This window comes from Streptomyces sp. G7(2002) (assembly GCF_028870195.1).
In the GTDB taxonomy this organism is placed as follows: domain Bacteria; phylum Actinomycetota; class Actinomycetes; order Streptomycetales; family Streptomycetaceae; genus Streptomyces; species Streptomyces nigrescens.
Genome location: NZ_CP102609.1, coordinates 5,974,136 through 5,998,073, shown reverse-complemented (window position 1 = coordinate 5,998,073; position 23,938 = coordinate 5,974,136). Strand labels below are relative to the sequence as shown.

The following is a 23,938-nucleotide window of genomic DNA, read 5'->3' as shown; positions in this document are numbered from 1 at the left end:
TCAGGCTCCCTTCCCCGCCGTACGGCGTTCCGTGGGCTGGGTGACCCGGTCGAGCATCAGGCCCAGGCACACGATGGCCACACCCGCGACCAGGCCGAGGGCCAGGTCTCCGGTGGCGAGGCCGGTGACGACGTCGTAGCCGAGGGCACCGCCGCCGACCAGACCGCCGATGATGACGACGGCGAGGACCATGACCACGCCCTGGTTGACGGCCAGCAGCAGCGAGGGCCGGGCCAGCGGGAGCTGGACCTGGCGCAGCATCTGCCAGCGGGTGGCGCCCAGCGAGCGGGCGGACTCCATGGCGGCGGGGTCCACCTGGCGCAGGCCCTGGGTGGTGATGCGGATGACGGCCGGGAGGGCGTAGACCACGGCAGCGGCGGCGGCCGGGGCGCGGCCCACGGCGAAGAGCGCGACGACCGGGATCAGGTACACGAACTGCGGCATGGTCTGCATGACGTCCAGGACCGGGCGCAGGATCGCTTCGAAGCGCTTGCTGCCCGCCGCCAGGATGCCGATGCCGAAGCCCACCACCAAGGTCACCGCCAGGGCGGCGATCACCTGGGAGAGGGTGTTCATCGACGGCTTCCAGACACCCAGGACACCGATGGCGGCCATCGCGAGGACGGCGGTCAGGGCGGTGCGCCAGGTGCCGATGAGCCAGGCCAGCGCGGCGACGATGAGCAGCGTGCCGTACCAGGGCAGCGCGGTCAGGCCGTCGCGCAGCGGGTTGAGGACCCAGTCGGTGAAGTGGGCGGCCCAGTCGGCGGTGCCGCCGATGACCGGGATGCCGGAGTAGAGGTGGTCGACCATCCACTCCTTGAAGTCGTTGACGGGCCGGGCGACATCGACCGCCCAGGCACTCGGCCAGACCAGCGAGCCGCTCAGCCGCCCGGCCAGGGCCAGGGCGGCGGTGACCACGGCGATGCCGGTCCAGGCCTGCCAGCCGCGCAGCCACTTCGGGCCGGTGGCGGCGGTGTCGGCACCGAGCCGTTCACCGGCCGCCGCGGTGGTGCGGTCCATGACGATGGCCAGCAGCACGATCGGAATGGCGGCGGCGAGCGCGGCGCCGACGTCGACCGAGGCGAGGGCCTGGTAGACGCGGTCACCGAGACCGGCGGCGCCGATCATCGAGGCGATCACGACCATGCCGAGCGCCATCATGATCGTCTGGTTGACGCCGAGGAGGAGTTCCTTGCGGGCCAGCGGCAGGCGGGCGGTCAGCAGCCGCTGCCGGCCGGTCGCGCCGAGCGAGGAGACGGCCTCCAGGACGCCCGGGTCGGCGCCGCGCAGACCGAGCGCGGTGAGCCGAGCCATCGGCGGAGCCGCGTAGATCACGGTGGCCAGGAGGGCGGCCGGTACGCCGATGCCGAAGACCAGCACGACGGGGAGGAGGTAGGCGAAGGCAGGCAGGACCTGCATGGTGTCCAGGACCGGGCGAAGAATCTTGAACAGGCGGTCGGAGAGGCCGGCCGCCAGGCCCAGCAGGGCGCCGACCACGACCGAGACGGCGACCGCCACGACCATCAGCGCGAACGTCTGCATGGTGGGGACCCACATGCCGAGCAGGCCGCTGACCAGGAAGGAGATCAGGGCGGTGGCGGCGATGCGGACGCCGGCGACGCGCCAGGCGATCAGCGTCACACCGGCCGTCACACCCGTCCAGCCGAGCGCGAGCAGCAGCAGGTAGACGCCGCGTACGGAGATCACCACGGCGTTGCTGAGGTGACCGAGGAAGTAGACGAACAGCGGGTGGCTGTCGCGGTTGTCGATGATCCAGTCGCTGGTCTTGCCGAGCGGGCCGGAGACATCGATGGTCAGCGACGACGGCCAGGCGGCCCCGAACTTGGCGTGCAGCAGCGGGACGATGACCGCCGCGGCGACGGCGAGCAGCAGGAGCTTGCCGAGGCCGGGGCGACGCAGCAGCTGCTGCACGGGGGCGGGCTTGACGGTGTCGAGGTACCTCTGGGAAATGGGGGGCGTGCCGAAGAAACTCATGCGCGGCCCCGCTTCACGGTGCCGGTGGGCACGTTCAGCGCGGCGCAGCGCTGGGCCTCACGCCAGTGGCGCAGCCAGGAGGCGCGCAGCCGGGTCCGGGGCGTGGCGGCGGGAGCTCTGGAGCCGACGGCGCGGAGGGCGCCGTCGCGGGTGGTCGCGGTGTACATCAGGCGGCCACCTCGTCGTGCTGCGGGCTGTCGAGCCGGGCGACCACGTTCAGCAGACAGGCGTGGTCGACGATGCCCAGGCAGCGCTTGCCGTCGACGACACGGGCCGCACCGCCGGAGCGGACGACCGCCTCGATGGCGTCGGAGATCAGGGTGTCGGGGCTGAGCGCGGGGCCCTGGTCGGCCTCGCCGTCCTCGGCCGGGCGCATCGCGCGGCGCACGGTCAGCACCTGCTCGCGGGGGACGTCCCGGACGAAGTCGCGGACGTAGTCGTCGGCCGGGGAGCCGACGATCTCCTCGGGGGTGCCGAGCTGGACGATCTTCCCGTCGCGCATCAGGGCGATCCGGTCACCCAGGCGCAGCGCCTCGCTGAGGTCGTGGGTGATGAAGACCATCGTCCGGCCCTCCTCGCGGTGCAGGCGGACGACCTCTTCCTGCATATCGCGCCGGATGAGCGGGTCGAGCGCGCTGAACGGCTCGTCGAAGAGCAGGACTTCGGGGTCCACGGCGAGCGCACGGGCCAGGCCGACGCGCTGCTGCTGGCCGCCGGAGAGCTGCCCGGGGCGGCGCTTCTCCATCCCGGCCAGGCCGACCTTGTCGACCATCTCGTTGGCCTTCTCGCGGCGCTCCGTCTTGCTCACGCCCTGGATCTCCAGGCCGTAGGCGACGTTGTCGACGACGGTGCGGTGCGGCAGCAGACCGAAGTGCTGGAAGACCATGGCGGCGCGGCGGCGGCGCAGTTCGCGCAGCGTGGCGCGGTCCATGGCGCGGACGTCCTCGCCGTCCATCTCCAGCGCGCCGCTGGTCGGCTCGATCAGCCGGGTCAGGCACCGGACGAGAGTGGACTTGCCGGAGCCCGACAGGCCCATGACGACGAAGACCTCGCCCTTGTGGACGTCGAAGGAGACATCGCGGACGGCGGCCACACAGCCGGTCTGCTCACGCAGCTCCTGGGCGCTCAGCTCCGTGACGGAGGAGTCCTCGGGGATGCGCTCGGCTTTGGGGCCGAAGACCTTCCAGAGGTTGCGTACGGAGAACACGACCTCACGGCCGTCGGACGCCTCGGTGGCGGAGGTGTCCTCGGGCGTACGGGCGTTGGGTATCTCGGATGCGCCGGCGGAGGTGGTAGCCATCACGCATCACCTCCTTGGGTCGGAGCCTTATGGAGCAGTTCAGCGCACTTCTCCCCCACCATGAGCACGCCCAGCATCGGGTTGACCGCGGGCATCGTCGGGAAGACGGAAGCGTCGGCGATACGGATGCCGGACAGCCCGCGGATCTTCAACTCGGGGTCGACGACGGCGAGTTGGTCGTCGGCGGCGCCCATCTTGCAGGTGCCCGCCGGGTGGTAGACGGTGTGGGCCGCCTTGCGCACCAGCTCGCTGATCTCCGCGTCGTCGGTGACCTCGGGGCCGGGGAAGACCTCCCGCTTGAGCCACTTGGCGAACGGCTCGGCCTGGGCGACCTTGCGGGCCAGCTTGATGCCGTCGACGAGGGTCTTGCCGTCGTAGTCGTCCTCGTCCTCGAAGTAGCGGAAGTCGAGGGCGGGCTTGACCTCGGGGTCCGCGGAGGTGAGGTAGAGGCGGCCGCGGGAGCGGGACTTGGGGATGTTCGGGGTCATCGACACGCCGTGCTCGGGGCGCTCGTAGCCCAGCCGCTCGGGGTTGTCGGTGAACGGGATTTGGTAGAAGTGGAACATCAGGTCGGGGCCCTTGTGCTCCGGGTCCCGCTTGACGAAGAGGCCCGCGTCGGAGTCCATCGCGGAGTTGCCCGGGATCGGCCCTTCGGTCTCCCAGACGATCACCGACTCGGGGTGGTCGATCAGGTTCTCGCCGACGCCCGGCAGGTCGAGCACACAGGGCAGACCGAGCGCTTCCAGGTCCTTCTTCGGCCCGATGCCGGAGTGCATCAGCAGCCGCGGGGTGTCGACGGCGCCGGCGCAGACCAGCACCTCGCGGGCGGCCTCGACGTAGACCTCCTCGCCGTCCTTCGTCCGGACGTGGACGCCCTTGGCGGTCGTGCCGTCCAGCTCCAGCTTGGTGGCCCAGGTCTCCAGCATCAGGTGGAGGTTGGGGCGGTCACCGGCCTCCATGTGCGGGTGGAGGTAGGCGACGGAAGCGGAGGAGCGCTTGTTGTTCTCCGGGTGGTAGGAGAGGTCGAAGAAGCCGACGCCCTCGTCGAAGGGCTTGTCGTTGAAGCCGACGACCTCGGGCACGCCGAGGGCGGTCTTGGTGGCCTCGATCCAGTCCGTCGCGATCTGGTTCTGGTCCTTCTTCGCCACCCGCACGATGTTGTTGCGCAGCTTGCCGAAGTACGGGTCCATCTCCTTGGCGCCCCAGCCGGCCGCGCCCGCGGCCTCCCACTCGTCCCAGTCGGACGGCAGCGGCTTGAAGGAGATCAGGGTGTTGTGGGAGGAGCACCCGCCGAGCACCTTGGCGCGGCTGTGCAGGATGTGCGAGTTGCCGCGCGGCTGCTCGGTGGTCGTGTACTCGTAGTCGAGGTCGCCGCCGAGCAGGCCGAGCCACTTGCGCAGTGTCAGGACGTCCTCGCGGTCGATGTCGGAGGGGCCGCCCTCGATGACGGCGACCGTGACGTCCGGGTCCTCGGTGAGACGGGAGGCGATGACGGAACCGGCGGTGCCGCCGCCGACTACGACATAGTCATACACAGGCATTGGGGGTGCTCCTTCTTACAACGTGCGTGGTGCGGGTGGTGCTGTGACAGGGGCGGGTGTCAGCCCGCGAACCAGCGCACCGGCTCCGGCCGGAGGTTTTCGTAAATGTGCTTGCTCTCGCGGTACTCGTCCAGACCCGTGGGGCCCAATTCCCGTCCGATTCCGGACTTGCCGAAGCCGCCCCACTCCGCCTGCGGGAGGTAGGGGTGGTAGTCGTTGATCCAGACCGTGCCGTGCCGCAGCCGGGCGGCGACCCGGCGGGCGCGCGCGGTGTCGGCGGAGAAGACGGCGCCGGCCAGGCCGTACTCGGTGTCGTTGGCGAGCGCCACGGCCTCGTCCTCGGTGGTGAAGGTCTCCACCGTCAGGATCGGGCCGAAGGTCTCCTCGCGGATCACCTTCATCTCGCGGTGGCAGCCGTCGAGCACGGTCGGCGCGTAGAAGTAGCCGGTGGCCGGGCGGACGTCGGACGGCTTGGGCCGGGCGCCGCCGCAGCGCAGCTGGGCACCCTCGGCCAGCGCCGAGGCGACATAGGCCTCGACCTTGTCGAGCTGCTGCTGGGAGACCAGCGGACCGCACTCGACACCGTCCTCGGTGCCCCGGCCGAGCTTGATCTTCTCGGCGCGGCGGGCGAGCTCGGAGACGAAGCGGTCGCGCACCGACTCCTCGATGATCAGCCGGGCGCCGGCCGAGCAGACCTGGCCGCTGTGGATGAACGCGGCGTTCAGCGCCTGGTCGACGGCGGTGTCGAAGCCCTCCTCGGTGGCGCAGGCGTCGGCGAAGACCACATTGGGGTTCTTGCCGCCCAGCTCCAGGGCGATCTTCTTGGCGCCGGAGACCGCGGCCGCACCCGCCTTCGTCCCGCTGACCAGGCCACCGGTGAAGGAGAACAGGTCGACGTCGGGGTGCTCGGCGAGCCGCTGGCCCACCGGGAGGCCCGCACCGGTGACGATGTTGGCGACCCCGGCCGGCAGCCCGGCCTCGACCAGCAGCTTGACCAGGTGCACGGTCGACAGCGGGGTGACCTCGCTGGGCTTGATCACAAAAGTGTTGCCGGCCGCGAGGGCCGGCGCGATCTTCCAACTTGCCTGCAGCAGCGGGTAGTTCCACGGCGTGATGAGCGAGCAGACACCGACCGGCTCGTGCACGACCACGCTGTGCACATCCGGCGAACCGGCGTCGACGACCCGGCCGCCGCTCTCGTTCATCACCACGTCGGCGAAGTACCGGAAGGCGTTGGTGACGTCATCGACGTCGACCCGGCCCTCCTCCAGCGTCTTGCCGGTGTCGCGGCTCTCGATGAGCGCGATCTCCTCGCGGTCGCGCTGCAGCAGGTCGGCGACCCGGCGGAGCAGCGCGGAGCGCTCGGCGACGGCCGTACGGGGCCAGTCACCCTCGTCGAAGGCCCGGCGGGCGGCCGCGACCGCCGCGTCGGCGTCCTCGGCACCGCCCTCGGACACCAGCTGGAGCGTCGTCGCGTCGGCGGGGTCGAGGACCTCCCGCGTTTCGCCGGATGCGGCGGCCAGCCACACCCCGTCTACGTGAATGGTCTCGATTGACGACACGTCGTTCTGCCTTCCGGTTACCGATCTCGTTCCCACTGGTGCAACCACTGGCGTCACCAGCAACGTGGACCCCTCCCCGGAAGCGGCGGACCTATGCCCAAACGTTCATGGAAAGTGACTCGACTCACTGAATGTGCGGCCGAATGTCCCGGAACGTACCCTGAATAGCCGTATGTCCCAGGCTGTATTTTCCCTCGGGACCGGAGGTACCCAGATGACCAGCAGACGGCGTGCCGCCACCGCCACCGCCGCCCTGACCTGCGGCGCGGCCCTGATCGTCGGGCCCGCCTGCACCGGCGCCGCGGCGGCCGAGGACCCGGACGGCGGCGAGGGCGACCTCGCGAACAAATCCGCCCAGCAGATCTCCGACGACGCCCTCCGCCAACTGGTCGCCGCGAAATCGCTGCGGTTGCGCACCCAGACCAGTGCTGATCCCACCAAACTCGACCTCACCCTCGACCAGGCCGGCAACTGCACCGGCGCCATCAGCAAGGGCGAGCTCGGCCGCGTCGAGCTCGTCAAGCGCGGGAACCAGGTCTGGATGAAGCCGGACGCCGCCTTCTGGAAGAGCCAGCTGCCCGGGAACGAGGGCGACGAGGCCGCCGCCAAGTACAAGAACACCTTCCTGCACGGCACCACCAAGGACGCCTTCCTCCACAACCTCTCCGCGGCCTGCGACCTCACCGCATTCCAGAAGACCGCGATACCCCCCGAGGAACCCCCCTCCGGCGCCCCCTCGCCCTCCGTCACCCCCACCCTCACCAAGGGCCGCCCGACCACCCACGAAGGCACCCGCGTCCTCCCGGTCGTCAAGAAGGCCCAGGGCGCCGTCCAGACCCTCTACGTGGCCATCGACGGCAAGCACTACCCCCTCAAACTCACCGCCGAGGTCGACCACCAGACCGGCACCATCCTCCTGAGCAACTACGACACCCCGGTCTCCACCAAGACCCCGGCCCCCGGCGACACCGCCGACATCTCGGTACTGGAGGAGCGGCTGCGGGGCTCGCAGAACACCTGACTCCCGTCGGTCGCGGTACGTAACCGTTCGTACATACGTATCGTTGAACCGTGCGGCTGCCCGCGGCGCGCGGGCGGCGGGGAGGAGCGGCACGGTGACTGAGCTGAGTCCGGACGCACTGTTCGAGCAGCTGCAGCGGTTGCCCGCCCCCGAGGGATACAAGGTCGAGATCGTCGAGGGTGCCGTGTACATGACGCCGCAGTGCGACGTCCATTGGCAGACCATCCGCCGCATCATTCGGGGACTGGACGATCATTTCGGGATGGAGGCCCTGGTGACCTCAGACGTCCGGATCACCTTTCCCGGTGAGCGGAACGGCTTCGCCCCGGACGTCGCCAAGATTTCCGACGGCGCCGAGAAGAACGAGTCCGGGCGCTGGCGCCACCAGGACGTCGAGTTCATCGCCGAAGTCACCTCCAAGGGCACCGCGCCGAACGACTACGGCCCCAAGAAGAAGGCCTACGCCCTCGCCGAGGTCCCCGTCTACATGATCGCCGACCCCTATCTGGGCCGGTGCCGCGTCTTCACCGACCCGCAGGACGGCGATTACAAGATCGACAGCACCATCGCTTACGGCACGCCTGTCGACCTCACCCACACGGTCGTCGGAATCACCTTCTCCACCGAAGAGTTCCCCAGGGACTGACCCCACCGGCCGGTGCCGCCCCCCTCACACCGCCCCGTCGGCCGTCCGCCTCCCCGGCGGGATCGCGCAGGCATCGGAGAAGCCCTGGCTGCGCAGGCCCATGGCGCTGTTCAGGCGGGAGCGGAGGTTCTCCACCGCGACCATGGCGGTGAGCTCGACGAACGCCGTGTCGCCCAGTCGCCGGCGCAGGCTCTCCGCCAGCTCGTCGGTCACGGCCGGTGGCGTGGCGGTCATCGCCTCCGCGTACTCCAGCACCAGCCGCTCCAGCTCGGTGAAGGACTCCTCGTGCGCCCGCCAGTCGGGCACCTTGGCGGCCTTCTCCAGCGGCAGCCCCAGCTGGTCGGCGTGCCAGTGGCCGAAGTCCACACACCACGAGCAGCCGATCGTCACCGCCGACGCCATCTCCGCCAGCAGCTTCAGCTTCGGGTCCAGCGCCTTCCAGCGCGCCACCTTGCTCTCGAAGGAGAAGTAGGAGCGGAGGACCTTGGGGTGGTGGCCCAGTGCCAGTGCGGGCTGCAACACCTCGCCGTATGCGCGCCGTGAGTACCACTCGGCCAGTCGCAGGGTGAGTGTGCGCCGCGGCGTGAGAGAGATCCGGGCCATGGCAGTGCCTCCTCGTTCCGGTGTGCTGTGACGCCCCGGAGAGGGCGTCCTTCACCACGTTGACGAGCGGGCACCGCGGGATGTGACACCGGACGGTGCGGCAGTGAGGCGCGTGAAGGCCCCGTGAACGGTGTGACGCTTTTGCGCCCGCAGACGCTTGTTCCTATGTGAGTTCGAATCCTCGGGCTCACGTACACCGAGGCCGCCCCGGCCTCGTCACGGAAGGAGCGTACGTGCGGATTTCACGCACTGCGTTGCCCATCGTTCTTGCCGCCGCGGTGAGCCTGCCCCTCATGGGCAGTGCGTCCGCGGCGGCCCCCCTCACCTCGGACGGCTCCGGCAGCCTGGGTGAGACCCGGCTCCTGGTGTCCGAGCGGTCCGGCGACCAGCGCCGGACCGTCGAAATGGACCCCGCTGACGGAGCTGTCACCCATACCGTCGCGAACGGCCTGGACGGCCTCTACTCCCCCAGCGGCTCCCAGATCGCCTACATCCGCTACGGCGACACCTGCGTCCCGCAGGCCGAGGGCTGCACCTACCGCCCCGACCTGGTGACGGCCACGGCGAGCGGCGCCAACCAGCGGGTACTGGCCCCGGGCGTGGAAAGCGAGACCGGGGAGGTGTACATCGCCAATCCGGACTGGGCTCCGAGCGGCAAGCGGGTCGTCTTCGACACCCCCCGCGGCATCGAGTCGGTCAACTCCGACGGAACCGGGCGCGAGACGCTGACCACCTCGGGACTCCGCGCCACCTTCTCGCCGGACGGCAGCCGTATCGCCTACCTCCGCGCCACCTCGTACGAGGGCCCCGAGGGCACCGAGTACGGCACGGATGTGTACGTCATGGACCTCGCCACCCGCGAGAGCCGGCAGGTCACCACCGACCACCAGGCCGTGTCGACCCCGCCCGACTGGTCCCCGGACGGCCGGCGCATCGTCTACGGCGGAACGTACGGTCTGAAGGCCGTCGACACGGTGACCGGCGAGCAGTCGGACCTCTACGACTCCGCCACCTGGGCCACCTCCGTCACGGACGTCCGGACCCCGGTGTACTCCCCCGACGGCACCCGCATCGCCTTCTCCGGCTGGGACGACGCCACAGCGACCCGTCGCCTCTACATGGTCGACGCGGACGGCACCCGTCTCCGGGCCGTCGCCGACACCGGCGGGACCCTGACCGACTGGGTCGGCAAGTAGCCGACCGGAGCGACAAGTAGCCGCTCCATGGCACCTCGGCCGGCCCGGTGGGACGTGTGTCCCGCCGGGCCGGCCGTTCGCAGGGCCCGCCGAGCACCGTCGACGGGCCGTCACCCGCGCTGCCGAACCGGAGGGGCCGGGACCGGCGGCCCGGAAGACAATGCAGGCATGGCTGACACAGCGGCGAAAGCAGTGCTCGAAGGCGGCCCCGAGGAACTCGCCGGGCGGATCGTGCCGATCGATCCGCCCGGGACCGAGCTGAAGATCCCGTTCCGTAATGGCTATGAACACTTCCGGGCCACCGACCGGCAGCAGAAGACCTCAGAGGGGACCCTGCCCGTCTACGAGTGGTGGGAGCGCACGGAGCTGCCCGGGTAGCGACGGTCCGCGCGCTGTCCCAACCGCTCAGGTATGCCGTGCCGACCGCTCAGCTATGGGGAACGAAGGTCCGCAGCGCGATCTGCTGGGTGTACTCCTGTTGCGGCCAGTCGGTCTCGGGACCCAGGACGAGTACGGCGAACTGGCGGCCGTCGGCGGCGGTGAAGGCACAGTCGACGACCTTGACGCGTGTCCCGAGACGCTTGCTGTCATAGGCATAGACCAGTTGGTTGGCGTCTATGCCCGGCCCCGGGAAGCCCAGCGGCTCCAGGCTGATCTCCTCGTAGCCGGGATTGCTCGACAGGCCCTGCGACGCCTGCCGCAACGCCTCGCGCGGGGTGATTTCGGGGTCGGTGATCTCGAAGATCTGCACCAGTCCGCGGTCGTCCGGGGCGGTGTAGAAAACCCCGGTCTTGCGTTCGCTGCGCGTCCAGGTGCCGGGCACCGCCAAGGTGAAGCCCTTCTTGTCGTGGGCGAGGCGGTAGCCGTCGGGCAGGTCGGTGAGGGTGGGGGCGGGCGCGGTGCTGTCCGTGGCGCCGGTGGACGGCGAGGTGGCCGTGCCGGACGGGGCGGAGGCCTTGGTGCGGGCCGGCGGATGGGCGGCGGCCGGGTCGTCGCCGTGGTTCCAGAGCAGATAGCCGCCGCCGATGGCCGCCGCGATCACGGCCACCGCCGTACCGGCGACCAGTGCCGTACGGCGCCGGACACCGGGCCCGTATCCGGCGCCGGACACGGGGGTGTGGAAGGGGTCGGTGGCGGGGTCCGGTAAGCCACCGGCACCGGGATACGAGCTGGGGTGCGGATACGGGTACGTGGTGCGGGGTGCGGTGTCTGCCGGGGGCGTGGTGGTCGAGGGCCCGCCGGTCGGGGGCGTGGCGGACGGAGGGGTGGCGGACGGAGAGGTACCCGTCATGGCCCCGTCCGCAGGCGCGCCGGCCGTCGGCGCCCCGCCCCCGGCAGGGCCTCCCCTCGCCGCCGCCCCGTCCACCGACGGTGTGAAGGACGGCCGGGGCGGCATCGGGCCCGTGTAGGGCGCGGGGGGTGGGGTGCCGTCCTCCCAGCTCTGGGTCTCGTCGTTCCAGCGGGCCTGGCCGCCGCGCTTCATGGTCAGCCTCCCGCCAGCGCCGCGACCGCCTGGCTCACCGCGGCACCGGAGGCCAGCAGGCCCACCACGGCACCGGCGTCGGCGAGCGCCGTACGGAGCCGGGCCAGCCGGCCGGGGCCCGCCGCGCCGCTGTCCGCGATCTCCGCCTCGGTCTCGGCGAGTTCCCCGCTGAGGGCCGTGATCTGCGGGCTCTCCACCGCCCGGGACAGATCGTCGCGCAACGCGCGGACGGCGCGCAGCAGTTCCTCCTGCGCCGGGTCCCCGGCCGGTGCGGCCTGGCCCTCGTTGTGGGTCACCGTGTTGTGGTTGCCGATGGCGAAGGCGCCTTGGACGCTGCCGATGTGGATCCCGTTGCCGCGTTCGTCAGCCGTTGCCACGCTTGGCACTTCCCTTCGCCCCTGCACCACGCGGGGTGGTGCCGTTGTTCGTGATCGTGTTGTGGTCGCCGATACCGACGGCGCCCTGGGCGGACTCGACATAGACGCCGCCCTCGGCGACATGCACGATCCGCTGCTCGAACTCGTCGGTCTGATAGCCCGCCTCGCGCAGTGCCGTGGTCACCCCGGCCGCCACCCGCTGCTGAATGGTCTTCAGATAGCGGGCGACGTCCATGTCCTGGAAGAGCGAGGACTCCCCGTACGAGCCCAGTTCGCGTACGGAGGCTCCGGGGCCCTCGGGCAGCGCCGCGCCATGCCCCGCGGTGGCCAGCCGCCAGGCCGACAACAGGCCGCGGAGCAGCGTGCCGAGGGCGTGTCCGGCGGAGCGGGGCGTGCTGGCCAGCGCCCACACCGCCTTGCCGAAGTGGTGGTGGTGACGGTACTGGTGGGCGATCCGGTCGGCGTCCTGGAAGGCCTGCCGCAGCGGCCACAGCACATGCGGCGCGACCTCCAGCATCAGCATCCCGCCCTGGGTGTGCACCCGTACGAAGATCGTGGTGACGACGCCCTCGTTCCAGCCGCCGACCCGGATGCGCAGGAAGTGCCGCCGGGTCTCGCCGCCTTCCTCCACCGCACGCGCCCGGTGCTGCTCGAACGCCTCCGGGGCGTACGGCGCCGCCGCCCGCGTCGGCAGCCCCTCGGCCGGCAGGAAGACACACTCGTCGATCTCCAGCGCGCGCAGCCGGTCGCGGACCGCGGCCGCCGACTCCGGCGAACCGTGCGGCGACGGCACCCGCAGCGCCGCCACCAGCGGCACGATCCGGGCCAGGATGGCGCTGTTGTCGAGCGGTTCGGCGGCACCGTCGGTGCGGGGGTTCAGCTCCACCGACAGCGACCAGGTCTTGTACGGGTAGCCGGCACCGCAGAACGGGTCGGCGGCCCGGTACATCACCAGCGGCCCGTGCTGCTCGGTCCGCACCCGGTCCCGCAGCCGCTGGAAGCGGAGGCCCTCGGAGCGCTCGGCGGGGTCGGACATGACGTCGGGGAAGCGTTCCCTGGACAGTTCGTGGGCCAGCACCCGGGCGAACTGCCCGTCCTGCAGCCAGACCACCACGGCCACGAGCAGCGGCAGCAGCAGCGCGACCCACACCCCGAACAGGGCACCGAGCACGGCACCGGCCTCGTACGCGGTGCTGGAGCCGCCGTAGGCGGAGTCATAGGCGGAGCCGTAGCCGTCCGAACTGCCCCCGGTAAGGGAGCTGAACACGTCCGGCAGCAGTGCCGGGAAGGACCCTGCGCCCCCCAGGATGCCGACCGCGCCGCCGAACGCCGCCACCAGCAGCGACAGCCACAGGAAGGCCAGCGACAGCCTGCCGTACCAGCGCAGGCAGAAGGAGACGTAGCGGGCCAGCCACTGCGGGACCGGCGCCCGGCGGACGGCGCGGCCCAGCGCCATGAGGACGACGGGGAAGACGTAGAGCGCCGCGAGGCCGTAGGACAGCGGGAGGGCCACGATCCACAGCAGCAGGATCGTGGCCGCCCAGCCGAGCTGGAGCCGCCGGGCGCGCAGCGCATGGGCCAGTACTCGGGCGGCGTCGATGCCCAAAGACGGCGCGGCGAACCGCTCCTCGTGGACATACAGCTCGTCGATGACCGCGTCACGGAAGCTGTCGTCCATGTAGGTGCCCGCGCACAGCAGCCGGGTGGCCTCGCTGGCGCCGGGCGGGATCGGCGGGAGCTGCGCCGGTGGCGAAGAGCCTCCGGCCGCTTTCCGTAACCGCTGTGGATCGCCTGGATCACCAGGCTGGGCAGGCACATCCGTCCGCGTCATCGGCTTCCCCCATCACCACACCAACGAGTTGTCGCCGCAGGCCTGTTGGGCGGATGAGCTGCGGCTCCGGCCAAGGCGTGCGGAAACCGCAGCATAGGGGAGCGGAGCGTTCCGTGTCAGCGCGATAACCCAAGGTTGCCGCGCGGGTCAGACGGCCGCGGGGAACTCCCCGTTCTTGAGGGCGCCGACGAACGACGACCAGCCGCCCGTCGGGAAGACAAGCACCGGCCCGTGCGGGTCCTTGCTGTCACGGACGGGGACGGCGTCGGGGATACCGGGGGCTACTTCGATGCAGTTGCCGCCGTCGTCGTGGCTGTAGCTGCTCTTCATCCAGGTGAGCGCCACCTCGATGCAGTCGCCGCCGTCGTCGTGGCTGTAGCTGCTCTTGATCCATATCGCTGTGCTCAGCTGGTGCTTGTTCATGGTCCCCGTACCCTTCCATGAAGTCGCCGATCAGAGCGGCGGATTCGGGGGCTGACAGAGCATCCGCCCTGAGCACATCATAGGTCTGGGTGTGACGGGCATAGACGGCCGGATCGTCGTTGAAATGGCCACGGTCCAGCGACTCCGAGTAGAGCCAATATTTCCCGTCGGGCAACGCGATCAGGGCCATGGAGGCTTTGGGTCGTCGAAGCTCGGCACGGTCGGCCGGAGCAACCTGTACACGGACGTTGGGGTACTGCCCGACGCTCAACAGGTGCGCACACTGGTCGCGCATGACCTCCGGGCTGCCCACAACGTTGCGCAGACAGCTCTCGTCCAGAACGGCTACGTACAGCGGGCCGTTGACAGCCAGGAAGCGCTGCTGTCGGCTCAGTCGCGCCCGGACTCGCTCCTCCACCTTCTCGGCGCTCATGATGCGGCGACTGAACAGCGCATGCGCGTAATCCGGCGTCTGCAACAGCCCCGGGATGACCTGCTCTTGATAGGCACGCAGGGCGACCGCCTCCGCATCCATCTCCGCCCGCCGCTCGAACCAGTCCGGATGCTGCACCTCCGGATACCAGTCGATCCGCCCCCATAGCCGCAGCAGTACTCCGCCCGTCCCCAGCAGGTCATCGCACTGCTTGGCGAAGGTGTCCTGCGGTACGCGGGTGCCCGCCTCCACGCGGGCCACCTGTGAGCGGTCGCACGGGATCTTGTTCGACAGCTCCTCCTGCGTGAGGCCCGCCGCCTCCCGGAAGTGCTTCAAGACCTCCCCGAACACGGCGGCATTGGTGGCTGCCGGTCCACTCTCTGCATTGCGTCGTCGTCGGCTCACCGCATCCCCCTTGGTGCCAGATGGTGAGTGTCACGCGTCCGACGTTGCGACCCGCGCTACGGGGCGCAACGCTGAACACACCCAACGTAACGGGTCGTTCGGCCGACCGCGCCGCCTTCTCGCCGCAATCAACTTCTGGGAGTCATTGAGCATGAGTTACGACCGGGATGCCGCCCCCGCGCCCGTGCCGGGGCTGCGTCTGCTGCCGTGGGAGAGCGAGGGCGGGAAGCCGTGCTTCTTGTCGGCGGACGGGGCCGGGGGTGTGCTGTCGCGGTTGGCCGATGAGATCGAGGCGGAGCAGTTGTGTGACGGTGCCGAGGTGCTCAAGGGCGCGGTGGCCGTACTGGACGACGGCAAGGCGGGGGAACACGCGTTACGGCTGGCGCTGCGGGCGACCACGCAGTCCTTCGGCGATGTGCTGCGGGTCGCCGACAGCCGGGGCGCGCGCCTGCCCGTGGCGACGGACGGTGACCAGGAGGCCGACGCAAGGGAGCTGCGGGCCGAGCGCACATGACCGAGCCCGCACGGCCGTTGCGGGCCGTGCGGGCTCGGGTGGTGCTGCGGTGCCGCCGCGTGGGGCGGCCGCGGCGAGGGGTCAGCCGAGGAGGCCGAGACCGCGGACGGCCTCGCGCTCCTCCTCCAGCTCCTTCACGGACGCGTTGATGCGCTCGCGGGAGAAGTCGTTGATGTCCAGGCCCTGGACGATCTCGTACGCGCCGTCCTTGGTGGTGACCGGGAAGGAGGAGATCAGGCCCTCCGGGACGCCGTAGGAGCCGTCCGAGGGGATACCCATGGAGGTCCAGTCGCCGTCGGCGGTGCCGTTGACCCAGGTGTGGACGTGGTCGATGGCCGCGTTGGCGGCGGAGGCGGCGGAGGACGCGCCACGGGCCTCGATGATCGCCGCACCGCGCTTGGCGACGGTCGGGATGAAGTCCTCGGCCAGCCACTTCTGATCGTTGACGACCTCGGCGGCGTTCTTGCCGGCGACCTCGGCGTGGAAGACGTCGGGGTACTGGGTGGCGGAGTGGTTGCCCCAGATCGTCAGCCGGCGGATCTCGGAGACCGGGGTGCCGGTCTTCTTCGAGAGCTGCGAGAGCGCACGGTTGTGGTCCAGGCGGGTCATGGCGGTGAAGCGCTCGCGCGGTACGTCCGGCGCGGCGGCCTGGGCGATCAGCGCGTTGGTGTTGGCGGGGTTGCCGACGACCAGGACCTTGATGTCGTCCGCGGCGTGGTCGTTGATGGCCTTGCCCTGCGGCTTGAAGATGCCGCCGTTGGCCTCCAGGAGGTCGCCGCGCTCCATGCCCTTCGTGCGGGGGCGGGCGCCGACGAGCAGCGCGACGTTCGCGCCGTCGAAGGCCACGTTCGGGTCATCGGAGATGTCGATGCCCTGCAGCAGCGGGAAGGCGCAGTCGTCGAGCTCCATGGCGGTGCCCTCGGCGGCCTTCAGACCCTGTGGGATCTCCAGAAGGCGCAGCTTGACCGGCACGTCGGCGCCGAGCAGATGACCGGAAGCGATGCGGAAGAGCAGTGCGTAACCGATCTGGCCGGCTGCACCGGTGACGGTGACATTGACGGGAGTGCGGGTCATGGCGATCTCCTGCGCGGTGTTTTCCGGGGGCAAGCCCCTGGACCACCATGGGTGGCGGTGGGTGTCCCTGCCCAGCTATCGAGGTCTCTTGGTATCGAGAGACCCGGCCGTCAGGCTATCGGACCCCTGCCCGGGCCCGGTGCCGGGCCGGTGTGGAACACCTCACCGGGTACCTCGGGGACGTCCGTACGGCCGTCGGAACCTGCCGTGGGGGGATCGGCGTGCGCTCCGGGCGGCCCCTGTGGACAAGTGGCTGGCGGCCGCCCGCTCAAGGAGGGGGGAAGCGGGCGGCCGCCTAGTTGTGCCACACCCGTGGGGGGGTACTCGTCGCATGCCCGGGATCCCGGCGGGCATGCCCCCTGACTTTCGGACATCGTTCGAGGGCGGAGATTTCGGCCCTGCGGGCGGTCCGGGGCGGCCCTCGCTGTGCGCGGTTGCCGCTCCCTGCCAGGGACGTCGGCTAACGGGCCGCGGAGCCGGCCGACGGGGCCGGTGCTCCGGCGGGCGTGGCCGGAACCGGACGGGAGCAGCCCTTGACCCCCGCCACGGTCGTTCCGCAGGCGGCGACCTTCGCCGGGTCGCCGGTCACCTCGACCATCGGGGTGTAGGCGGCGCCGTCCCGCTCGGCCCGCGCCGTGGCGCTGTGGCCGCCGGCGCTGAGGGTGGCCTGGTCGCCCTGTGCCGCGCGGCTGATCCGGGCCCAGGCGGTGTGGCAGACCTTGCTGTAGCGGACCTCTATCACCGCACGGCCCGCCTTTCCGCGGGACGGGGTGATGGCGTGCTGCCCGCCGCACCCCATGTCCTCCGGGTCCTTGCCCACACAGCCGGCGCCGGTGCAGCGCACCCCGGCGGGCAGGGCCTGCTCCGCGCTCGGAGCGGCCGCGGGCCGGGTCGCCTCCTTCTTGGCCGGGCCGGTGCCGGGGTTCAGCAGCAGTACGGCAGCGCCGGCCACCAGCGCCGCACCGACCGCACCGACCACGGCGAACATGACCGTCCGGCCACGGCTGCCGCGCCGGGCAGCCGGGCTCGGGGCCGCGGGCGCCGCGGCGGCCGGGGAACGGTCCGCTGCCGCCGCCCATTCGGGAAAGTCCGCGGCCGACGGGAGGTCCGTGCGCCGTGGTTGGGGGGCCTGCGGCATCGCTGCCGTCCCGGGAGCCTCCGAGGCCGGTGCGGACTTCGCGGACTTCTTCGCGGACTTCGCGCCCTTCGCCGGGGGTTCGGCCGCGGGCTGGTCGGTGTCCCACCCCAGCGCGGCACGCGCCTGGGCCACGCTGATCGCTTCCATGGTGACGTCCTGCCGCATCTCCGCGCGGCTCCAGGCCCGTTCGGCCAGCTCCCACAGCGTGGTGAGGTGGGCGGGCTGTGCGCCGGTCGTCTCGGCGAGCGCGACCACGGCGCGCAGCGGTGGCAGCAGCCGCCCGTTGAGATAGCGCTCCCAGGACGTTTTGCTGTAGCCCGTGGCGTCCGCGACGGCGGCCACACTCAGTCCGCTGCGGTCCACGAGCCTGCGCAGCTGACCGGCGAACTCCCGCACCTGCGGATCCAGTTCCTCCGGAAGCGCCTTCCAGCGAGGCATTGCCTCCCCCTATTCCCCACTCACGTGCCCGAGCGCGGCTCCCCCGGACCGCCCTCCTTGCTCCCCGTAAGGACGCCCCCGGCCAGGACGGCAATCCCCTTTCACAGGCGCACGGGAGCATTTGGGCATACGTCACCCCTCCGTGCGCCCCGTGACCCCTGCAGTGTGGCATTTCCGTCGGAGTCCGGACGACTTCCGTACGTATCCTGACAAGAACCGGCCAGGATGGTGTCAATATAAGCCGCGCTCAGGCACTATGCCGCGAAGCACTCCTTGGGCCCGCCCCCCGCCGGATAGAGACACAGAAGGACGCCCTCGGGCCCGCGGGCCGCTGCCATCGGTGTGACGAGGGAGGCCTCGGCGTCGAACCGGTCCAGCACCCGCACCGATCGCGGTGTCACCCCCGGCACCACGACCTCGACCCGGTCCCCGATCCGGCCGTGCCTGACCCGCCCCCAGGCCGCGCCGCACCGTGTGCTGTAGCGGAGCTGCACCTGCTCTCCCCCGGACGCGGTGCGCTCCACGGGCGTCCGCACCAGGTCCGGGAGGTCGCAGCGCATCGACTCCGGGTCCTGGCCGTCGCACGCCCGCGCCCGGCAGCCGGTCACCTCGGAGGGCCCGGGCTCGGCATCCACCACCGGGCCGCCGCCACCGGCCCCCGCCCAGAGGGCCAGCGCCACGAGGACCGCCACCCCGCCGGCACCGGCACCGGCCGCCACGCCCGCCACCCGCCGTGACAGCCGCGGCGCGACCTGCCCCCGCCGGGCCGTGGCGCCTCCGTCCGCCGCGGGCACGGCCACCTCAGCCCCGGCCGCACCCGGCGCACTTGCCTCACCCGGCCCGCCGGGGGCCGCGCTCCCCCCGCCCCGGACCTGCGCCGCGCCCGACCGGCCCCGTCCGCTCCAGGCCGCGTCCGCCAGCTCCCACAGCGCCACCAGCCGTCCGGCCGGCTCCTCCGCCAGTCGGCACAGCGACTCGACCGCGTCCCGCGGCGGCAGCTTCTTCCCGTTGAGATAGCGCTCCCAGGACGACTTGCTGTACGAGGTCCGGGCGGCCAGCGCGGCCAGGCTCAGCCCCGTGCGCGCCCGTAACTCCCGTAGCCTCGCGGCCAGCCGGGCACTCTCGACCCCGTCCCGCAGCTCACTGCCGGGCCCGCTCACCCGCGCAGCGCCTTCCAGGTGGCGGGGCCCACGGTCCCGTCCGTGGGCAGCCCCGATCCGGCCTGCAGACGCTGTACGGCGCGGCGGGTCCGGCCGCGGACGATGCCGTCCACCGCGCCCGGGTCGTACCCCTGGTGGTGCAGCAGACACTGTGCCTCGACGACGGCCCAGCCCTCCGCGCCGCTGCCCAGGACCTCCGTATCCGTACGGCTGTGTCCGGCGTACAGGACGCCGCCCCGGCGCTGGACACGGCAGCCGAAGACCTCCCCCGGCCGGTGCGTGAACTCCGGTGCGGCACCGGGGGCAGGGCCGGCCAACGCGGCGCCCGCACCGCGCCAGGCGCCCGAGTGGCCCTGCCAGGGACGGAGGGCCGGCAGCGCCACCCCGGCCACCACGAGCACGGCCAGCGCGCCCAGGACGAGCGACCCGAGCGGCACCCGTCGGCCGGCCCCGGATACGGTGGGTACCGGCGCCCCGTCACCCGCCGCCCGCGGTGGGGGACCGCTCCGGTCCTGCGGGAGCGGCGGCCGGGCTTCCGGGAGCCGGACTTCCCGCGGCCGGGCTTCCGGCGTCGGCCGGCCGGCGCTCCAGGCCTGTGCGGCGACCTCGTGCAGCGCCAGCAGCCGGGGCACATCGGCCCCGCAGAGCCGCCCCAGCGCCTCCACGGCACCGGCCGGCGGCAGCTTCTTCCCGTTGAGATAACGCTCCCAGGACGACTTGCTGTACGAGGTCCGGGCGGCCAGCGCGACCAGGCTCAGCCCGCTGTGGTCCTTCAACCTCCGTAGCTGTACGACCAGTTGCCGCACCCGATGGTCCAGCGATGCGGGCAGCCCGCTCCAACGCGACATGTCCCACCCCATACGCGTTCGTTCTCCCCCGAGGCCATGGCCCCCTTTGTCGCCGATGATGGCGCGGATGCCCCCTCCGTTTCTGCCCTTTGCCGCTCCGCGCGCTGTCCGGGACAGTGTCCGGGCCTCTCCCCGTCCCACCGAAGCCTCCGGAGCGGTGCCGTCCCCGCAGGTCAGCGGCTGGGACATCCCACGGCGTCCCCACCGGGGCGGTTGCCGTGGCCGGACACGGCAGGTGGGCGCAGAGTCGGTGGCGCAACAGCCGGCGGCGCGGTCGACCTCGCGCCGCCTCCGCCGTACACGGGGAGGAACCCACACCATGAACGTCCGCAAGCGCATCGCCCTCACCGCGGCCGCCGCGGCCGTCTCCGGAGGCCTGGCACTGGCCCCGGCCGCGGGCGCGTCCGCCGCCCCCGCACCGGCCGGGCACGGCTCGGTCACCGTCCAGCGGGCACCGGCCAACTGCCCCCGCGGCTATCTGTGCGTCTACCCGAAGTTGAACTTCAAGGGCACACCGAAGAAGGTCAGGTCGAACAACCGGAACCTCCAGCACTACGGCGGCGCCTTCAACTGGCCGCTGTCCGCGTACAACAACGGCACCCAGTGCAGCGTGACCGTCTACCAGAAGGCCAACTACCGGGGCCAGCACGCAAAACTGAACCGCGGCACCGGCTGGAAGGCCATCGGCGGCAACCTCCTGACCATCTACTCCAACAAGTGGTGCGTGCGCTGACCCGGCCGGACCGGTAGTGCACTTCGTCACAGCACGGCGGCGGCCCGCCTCCTCCAGAGGGGAGGGGCGGGCCGCCGTTTTGGGGTGTGTGTTTCCCTAGCGCACCGTGAAGTGCACGATGTCGTCCAGGAACGGGATATGGATCCACGGCTTGGGCTGCACCATCAGCGACAGCATCGTGATCACGAAGCCGAGCAGACCGTACGTCGCCATGTCCGTGAAGCGGGAGCGGACGGCCAGCATCCCCACCGACGGCAGCGCCCATCGCAGCACCGCACCGGCCAGCAGGGAGAGCCCGATCACCATCGTCCCGATACGGAACGCGTCGAGCGCCACGAGCAGCAGGCCGACCGCGACCCCGCCCATGACGCTGAGCAGCGGCCACTGCCGGGCGGGCGCGGGGTAGCCGCCCGAGGTCGCGCGGCCGCCGCCTTCCGGCCGGGCGGTGTCGCGGGTGAGCGTCGGAAAGCGGCGCGAGGAGCGCTGCGGCTCGGAGGCTCCATCCGAATGCGCTTCGGCACCCATGGCGGGCAGCCCCTTCCGGTGTCCGGATACGTCTGTCGAAGACAAGGGTCTCAGGTTCCGCCGCGGTCAGCCGGCCGCGCGCTCGGCGGCCTCGACGACGTTGACCAGCAGCTGGGCGCGGGTCATCGGGCCGACACCGCCCGGGTTGGGGGCGACCCAGCCGGCCACCTCGGCGACGCCCGGGTGCACATCGCCGACGATCTTGCCGGCCTCGTCACGGCTGACGCCGACGTCCAGGACGGCAGCGCCGGGCTTGACGTCCTCGGGCTTGATGATGTGCGGCACACCGGCCGCGGCGACGATGATGTCGGCCTGCTTGAGGTGCGAGGACAGATCACGGGTGCCGGTGTGGCACTGGGTCACCGTGGCGTTCTCGGACTTGCGGGTCAGCACCAGCGGCATCGGGCGGCCGATGGTGATCCCGCGGCCGACGACCACCACATGGGCGCCCTTGATCTCGACCTCGTGGCGCCGCAGCAACTGCACGATGCCGTACGGGGTGCACGGCAGCGGGCCCTCGATGCCGAGCACCAGCCGGCCCAGGCTCATCGGGTGCAGCCCGTCGGCGTCCTTGGCCGGATCCATCAGCTCCAGGACGCGGTTGGCGTCGATGCCCTTGGGGAGCGGGAGTTGGACGATGTAGCCGGTGCAGGCGGGGTCCTCGTTCAGCTCCCGTACGACCGCCTCGATCTCTTCCTGGGTGGCGGTCTCCGGCAGCTCGCGCTGGATCGAGGCGATGCCGACCTGGGCGCAGTCGCGGTGCTTGCCGTTGACGTACCAGCGGCTGCCCGGGTCGTCGCCGACCAGGAGGGTGCCGAGGCCGGGCTGCACGCCCTTGGCCTTCAGCGCGGCCACGCGGGTGGCGAGCTCGGACTTGATAGCGGCTGCGGTGGCCTTGCCATCCAGAATCTGGGCAGTCATGCCCCCCATCCTCCCGGATGAGGGCGGCAACGTTCCAATCAGGGCATGCGGGGCGCCCGTGGCCGGAATTGATCATTGCACTTGCACAACAGTGAGCAACCTTGACTGGACAGAGTGAATGCGCAACTAGAAGGATTGACACGCAGTGCCGCAGGCTTCGTCGGGGGGTGGCCAGTGAAACCTGTTTTTCCTCCCAGTCATGCCGCGTCGTCCGCGACTGAACACAACGGAGGAAAACAGCAGTGAGCTTTGGTGACCCGAACAACCCTTACGGCCAGCAGCCGCAGGCACCGCAGGGCCCGTACGGCCAGCAGCCCCCGGTCCCGCCCCAGGGTCAGCCGGGCTACGGCTACCCCCAGCAGGCTCCCCAGCAGCAGCCGTACGGCTACCCCCAGCAGCAGGCCGTCCCGCAGCAGCAGGGTTACGGCTACCCGCAGCAGGCGGCCGCGCCCTACGGCCAGCCGATGCCTGGCATGGGCATGCCCACCGGCTACGCGAGCTGGGGTGCCCGGGCAGGCGCCCTCCTGCTCGACGGCCTGATCATCGGCGCGGTGCCGATGATCCTGTACATCATCAGCATTGTCATCGCGGCCAGCTCCGGCTCGGTCACCCCGGACTACTCCAGCTGCTCAACGGGCGACTACACCTGCATGCAGAACGCGGCCAACGAGGCCACGGCGAGCAGCACTCCGGTGGGCGCCATCATCTTGTCGGTCCTCGCGTGGCTGCTCATGATCGGCGGGACCTTCTTCCTCATCGCGAAGGAAGGCAGCACCGGCCAGACCCCGGGCAAGAAGGCGCTGGGCGTCAAGGTGGTCAAGGAGTCCACTGGCCAGCCCCTCGGCTTCGGCATGACGTTCGTGCGGTACCTCTGCCGCTACCTCAACGGTCTGCTGTGCGGCATCGGCTGGCTGTGGCCGCTGTGGGACGACAAGAACCAGACGTTCGCGGACAAGATGGTCGCCACGGTGGCCGTCGCGACCAAGTAGGCCGGCACGGGCCGCCGACAACAGGCCGGCCCGACGCCACCACCCCGAAGGCCCCCTCGCAACAGCGCGATCGGGGCCTTCGCGGCTTTACGGACAGCGGGTCCCGCCCCGCGGAGCACGACGGAAGCCGGTTGGCCTACCGTCCCTTACATCGCTGATATCCGCTCAAGACGCTTGAAGGACGCCGCTCGTGAGCTACCCCAACCAGAACCCTTACGGTCCACCGCCGGGTCAGCAGCCCCAGCAGCCCCACTACGGCTACCCCCAGCAGCCGCAACCGCCGTCACCGTACGGCCCGTACCCGGGCGGCGGCGGGATGCCCGGTATGCAGATGCAGTACCCGACGGTCATGCCCGGCGGGGTCAAGGCCGCCCGGGTGATGCTGTTCGTGCTCTCGGGCCTGAACCTCATCGGCCTGGTCCTCGCGGTGATGGGGCTGGGCGGCGTCAGCAAGGCCTCGCACGAGGCCACGCTGGACACCGCCGCCGACAACATCACGGCGATGAACGTCGGCAAGGGCCTGCTGATCGCGGTGATCGTGATCATCGTGGTCTTCACCGCGACCGCGATCACGCTGGCCCTGCAGTTCGCCAACGGCGGCAGCGGGGTCCGCGCCGGCACCATCGTCTTCGGTGTCGCCAACATCATGCTGAGCCTGTTCACGTTCCCGATCGGCCTGGTGCACACGGTCCTCGGCATCCTGGTGCTGGTCTTCGTCGCCAAGGACGAGGGCAACGCCTGGTTCAGCCGGCCGCGTTACTGACCGCAGCGGGCACGAGCGA

The 23,938-nt window shown here is 71.1% G+C and carries 24 protein-coding genes and 1 pseudogene; 8 read left to right on the top strand and 17 right to left on the bottom strand.

Annotation, left to right across the window (positions count from 1 at the left end):
• The 5 genes from NUT86_RS25505 to NUT86_RS25485 are packed head-to-tail and all read right to left on the bottom strand — an operon-like array spanning position 1 to position 6,398.
• Positions 1-1,995: an ABC transporter permease gene (locus tag NUT86_RS25505; RefSeq protein ID WP_266445867.1), complete on the bottom strand. Its 1,995-nt coding sequence runs from the start codon at positions 1,993-1,995 to the stop codon at positions 1-3.
• Positions 1,992-2,162: a hypothetical protein gene (locus NUT86_RS25500; RefSeq protein ID WP_018089530.1), complete on the bottom strand. Its 171-nt coding sequence runs from the start codon at positions 2,160-2,162 to the stop codon at positions 1,992-1,994. The genes NUT86_RS25505 and NUT86_RS25500 overlap by 4 nt, the downstream gene beginning before the upstream one ends.
• Positions 2,162-3,295: a quaternary amine ABC transporter ATP-binding protein gene (locus NUT86_RS25495; protein WP_109892157.1), complete on the bottom strand. Its 1,134-nt coding sequence runs from the start codon at positions 3,293-3,295 to the stop codon at positions 2,162-2,164. Before NUT86_RS25495 ends, NUT86_RS25500 begins: the two co-directional genes overlap by 1 nt.
• On the bottom strand, positions 3,295-4,836 hold the full coding sequence (locus NUT86_RS25490; protein WP_093637134.1) for a GMC family oxidoreductase: 1,542 nt from the start codon (positions 4,834-4,836) through the stop codon (positions 3,295-3,297). Before NUT86_RS25490 ends, NUT86_RS25495 begins: the two co-directional genes overlap by 1 nt.
• A 59-nt stretch (positions 4,837-4,895) precedes the next feature.
• Entirely contained in the window at positions 4,896-6,398 is a 1,503-nt protein-coding gene (locus NUT86_RS25485) for an aldehyde dehydrogenase family protein (RefSeq protein WP_026169612.1), read from the bottom strand.
• A 214-nt stretch (positions 6,399-6,612) separates the two neighbouring features.
• Here NUT86_RS25485 and NUT86_RS25480 point away from each other — a divergent pair, with 214 nt between their 5' ends.
• Both NUT86_RS25480 and NUT86_RS25475 read left to right on the top strand, forming a co-directional pair.
• Positions 6,613-7,419, top strand: coding sequence for a hypothetical protein (locus NUT86_RS25480; protein ID WP_018089534.1), 807 nt, complete (start codon positions 6,613-6,615; stop codon positions 7,417-7,419).
• Between the two features lie 94 nt (positions 7,420-7,513).
• Positions 7,514-8,065: a Uma2 family endonuclease gene (locus tag NUT86_RS25475; protein ID WP_266445860.1), complete on the top strand. Its 552-nt coding sequence runs from the start codon at positions 7,514-7,516 to the stop codon at positions 8,063-8,065.
• A gap of 24 nt (positions 8,066-8,089) precedes the next feature.
• On the opposite strand, the gene NUT86_RS25470 is transcribed toward NUT86_RS25475, so the two are convergent.
• Positions 8,090-8,668: a carboxymuconolactone decarboxylase family protein gene (locus tag NUT86_RS25470; RefSeq protein ID WP_266445857.1), complete on the bottom strand. Its 579-nt coding sequence runs from the start codon at positions 8,666-8,668 to the stop codon at positions 8,090-8,092.
• Between the two features lie 233 nt (positions 8,669-8,901).
• Between NUT86_RS25470 and NUT86_RS25465 the strand changes: the two genes are divergently transcribed.
• Together NUT86_RS25465 and NUT86_RS25460 are read left to right on the top strand one after the other, a co-directional pair.
• The gene (locus NUT86_RS25465) at positions 8,902-9,864 is read left to right on the top strand and encodes a TolB family protein (RefSeq protein WP_159486585.1); all 963 of its coding nucleotides are present in this window, start codon (positions 8,902-8,904) and stop codon (positions 9,862-9,864) included.
• A gap of 168 nt (positions 9,865-10,032) precedes the next feature.
• Complete coding sequence (locus NUT86_RS25460) at positions 10,033-10,242, top strand: DUF5988 family protein (protein ID WP_026169613.1); 210 nt, start codon at positions 10,033-10,035, stop codon at positions 10,240-10,242.
• Positions 10,243-10,291: 49 nt separating this feature from the next.
• Here the strand turns inward: NUT86_RS25460 and NUT86_RS25455 are convergent, their stop codons facing one another.
• The 5 genes and pseudogenes from NUT86_RS25455 to NUT86_RS25435 form a co-directional block, all read right to left on the bottom strand.
• On the bottom strand, positions 10,292-11,347 hold the full coding sequence (locus tag NUT86_RS25455) for a hypothetical protein (RefSeq protein WP_274737740.1): 1,056 nt from the start codon (positions 11,345-11,347) through the stop codon (positions 10,292-10,294).
• 2 nt (positions 11,348-11,349) lie between these two features.
• Positions 11,350-11,724, bottom strand: a complete 375-nt coding sequence (locus tag NUT86_RS25450) for a hypothetical protein (RefSeq protein WP_266445849.1) — start codon at positions 11,722-11,724, stop codon at positions 11,350-11,352.
• Positions 11,711-13,555, bottom strand: coding sequence for a hypothetical protein (locus tag NUT86_RS25445; protein ID WP_274737739.1), 1,845 nt, complete (start codon positions 13,553-13,555; stop codon positions 11,711-11,713). The genes NUT86_RS25450 and NUT86_RS25445 overlap by 14 nt, the downstream gene beginning before the upstream one ends.
• Before the next feature lie 147 nt (positions 13,556-13,702).
• Positions 13,703-13,978, bottom strand: a complete 276-nt coding sequence (locus NUT86_RS25440; protein ID WP_229838010.1) for a DUF397 domain-containing protein — start codon at positions 13,976-13,978, stop codon at positions 13,703-13,705.
• A gap of 40 nt (positions 13,979-14,018) precedes the next feature.
• Positions 14,019-14,762 (bottom strand): annotated as a pseudogene (locus NUT86_RS25435) (helix-turn-helix domain-containing protein); the annotation flags it as partial.
• A gap of 205 nt (positions 14,763-14,967) precedes the next feature.
• Here NUT86_RS25435 and NUT86_RS25430 point away from each other — a divergent pair.
• Entirely contained in the window at positions 14,968-15,330 is a 363-nt protein-coding gene (locus NUT86_RS25430) for a hypothetical protein (RefSeq protein WP_266445840.1), read from the top strand.
• An 81-nt stretch (positions 15,331-15,411) separates the two neighbouring features.
• Here the strand turns inward: NUT86_RS25430 and NUT86_RS25425 are convergent, their stop codons facing one another.
• From NUT86_RS25425 to NUT86_RS25410, 4 genes are all read right to left on the bottom strand, one after another.
• Entirely contained in the window at positions 15,412-16,404 is a 993-nt protein-coding gene (locus NUT86_RS25425; RefSeq protein ID WP_018089544.1) for a malate dehydrogenase, read from the bottom strand.
• A gap of 460 nt (positions 16,405-16,864) precedes the next feature.
• Positions 16,865-17,980: a helix-turn-helix domain-containing protein gene (locus NUT86_RS25420; protein ID WP_159486591.1), complete on the bottom strand. Its 1,116-nt coding sequence runs from the start codon at positions 17,978-17,980 to the stop codon at positions 16,865-16,867.
• A gap of 254 nt (positions 17,981-18,234) precedes the next feature.
• Positions 18,235-19,140 carry a helix-turn-helix domain-containing protein gene (locus NUT86_RS25415; RefSeq protein WP_274737738.1) on the bottom strand — a complete coding sequence of 302 codons (906 nt, stop codon included), beginning with the start codon at positions 19,138-19,140 and terminating at the stop codon, positions 18,235-18,237.
• Complete coding sequence (locus NUT86_RS25410) at positions 19,137-19,988, bottom strand: helix-turn-helix domain-containing protein (protein WP_159486593.1); 852 nt, start codon at positions 19,986-19,988, stop codon at positions 19,137-19,139. Before NUT86_RS25410 ends, NUT86_RS25415 begins: the two co-directional genes overlap by 4 nt.
• Positions 19,989-20,307: 319 nt before the next feature.
• On the opposite strand from NUT86_RS25410, the gene NUT86_RS25405 reads away from it, so the two are divergent.
• The gene (locus NUT86_RS25405; protein ID WP_159486595.1) at positions 20,308-20,721 is read left to right on the top strand and encodes a peptidase inhibitor family I36 protein; all 414 of its coding nucleotides are present in this window, start codon (positions 20,308-20,310) and stop codon (positions 20,719-20,721) included.
• A 96-nt stretch (positions 20,722-20,817) separates the two neighbouring features.
• Here NUT86_RS25405 and NUT86_RS25400 read toward each other — a convergent pair whose 3' ends face one another.
• Positions 20,818-21,246: a DUF3017 domain-containing protein gene (locus tag NUT86_RS25400; protein WP_018089547.1), complete on the bottom strand. Its 429-nt coding sequence runs from the start codon at positions 21,244-21,246 to the stop codon at positions 20,818-20,820.
• Positions 21,247-21,312: 66 nt separating this feature from the next.
• Positions 21,313-22,167, bottom strand: coding sequence for a bifunctional methylenetetrahydrofolate dehydrogenase/methenyltetrahydrofolate cyclohydrolase (locus NUT86_RS25395; RefSeq protein ID WP_018089548.1), 855 nt, complete (start codon positions 22,165-22,167; stop codon positions 21,313-21,315).
• Between the two features lie 242 nt (positions 22,168-22,409).
• On the opposite strand from NUT86_RS25395, the gene NUT86_RS25390 reads away from it, so the two are divergent.
• On the top strand, positions 22,410-23,156 hold the full coding sequence (locus tag NUT86_RS25390) for an RDD family protein (protein WP_266445829.1): 747 nt from the start codon (positions 22,410-22,412) through the stop codon (positions 23,154-23,156).
• A 190-nt stretch (positions 23,157-23,346) separates the two neighbouring features.
• A complete protein-coding gene (locus NUT86_RS25385; RefSeq protein WP_159486599.1) occupies positions 23,347-23,919 on the top strand; it encodes a hypothetical protein in 573 nt (190 codons plus the stop codon).
• Positions 23,920-23,938: the final 19 nt, after the last annotated feature.

Coding starts and splice junctions, on each gene's coding strand:
- NUT86_RS25505 (WP_266445867.1), bottom strand. CDS start 1,995: ATGAGTTTCTTCGGCACGCCCCCCATTTCCCAGAGGTACCTCGACACC.
- NUT86_RS25500 (WP_018089530.1), bottom strand. CDS start 2,162: ATGTACACCGCGACCACCCGCGACGGCGCCCTCCGCGCCGTCGGCTCC.
- NUT86_RS25495 (WP_109892157.1), bottom strand. CDS start 3,295: ATGGCTACCACCTCCGCCGGCGCATCCGAGATACCCAACGCCCGTACG.
- NUT86_RS25490 (WP_093637134.1), bottom strand. CDS start 4,836: ATGCCTGTGTATGACTATGTCGTAGTCGGCGGCGGCACCGCCGGTTCC.
- NUT86_RS25480 (WP_018089534.1), top strand. CDS start 6,613: ATGACCAGCAGACGGCGTGCCGCCACCGCCACCGCCGCCCTGACCTGC.
- NUT86_RS25470 (WP_266445857.1), bottom strand. CDS start 8,668: ATGGCCCGGATCTCTCTCACGCCGCGGCGCACACTCACCCTGCGACTG.
- NUT86_RS25460 (WP_026169613.1), top strand. CDS start 10,033: ATGGCTGACACAGCGGCGAAAGCAGTGCTCGAAGGCGGCCCCGAGGAA.
- NUT86_RS25455 (WP_274737740.1), bottom strand. CDS start 11,347: ATGAAGCGCGGCGGCCAGGCCCGCTGGAACGACGAGACCCAGAGCTGG.
- NUT86_RS25445 (WP_274737739.1), bottom strand. CDS start 13,555: ATGACGCGGACGGATGTGCCTGCCCAGCCTGGTGATCCAGGCGATCCA.
- NUT86_RS25440 (WP_229838010.1), bottom strand. CDS start 13,978: ATGAACAAGCACCAGCTGAGCACAGCGATATGGATCAAGAGCAGCTAC.
- NUT86_RS25430 (WP_266445840.1), top strand. CDS start 14,968: ATGAGTTACGACCGGGATGCCGCCCCCGCGCCCGTGCCGGGGCTGCGT.
- NUT86_RS25425 (WP_018089544.1), bottom strand. CDS start 16,404: ATGACCCGCACTCCCGTCAATGTCACCGTCACCGGTGCAGCCGGCCAG.
- NUT86_RS25420 (WP_159486591.1), bottom strand. CDS start 17,980: ATGCCTCGCTGGAAGGCGCTTCCGGAGGAACTGGATCCGCAGGTGCGG.
- NUT86_RS25410 (WP_159486593.1), bottom strand. CDS start 19,988: ATGTCGCGTTGGAGCGGGCTGCCCGCATCGCTGGACCATCGGGTGCGG.
- NUT86_RS25405 (WP_159486595.1), top strand. CDS start 20,308: ATGAACGTCCGCAAGCGCATCGCCCTCACCGCGGCCGCCGCGGCCGTC.
- NUT86_RS25400 (WP_018089547.1), bottom strand. CDS start 21,246: ATGGGTGCCGAAGCGCATTCGGATGGAGCCTCCGAGCCGCAGCGCTCC.
- NUT86_RS25395 (WP_018089548.1), bottom strand. CDS start 22,167: ATGACTGCCCAGATTCTGGATGGCAAGGCCACCGCAGCCGCTATCAAG.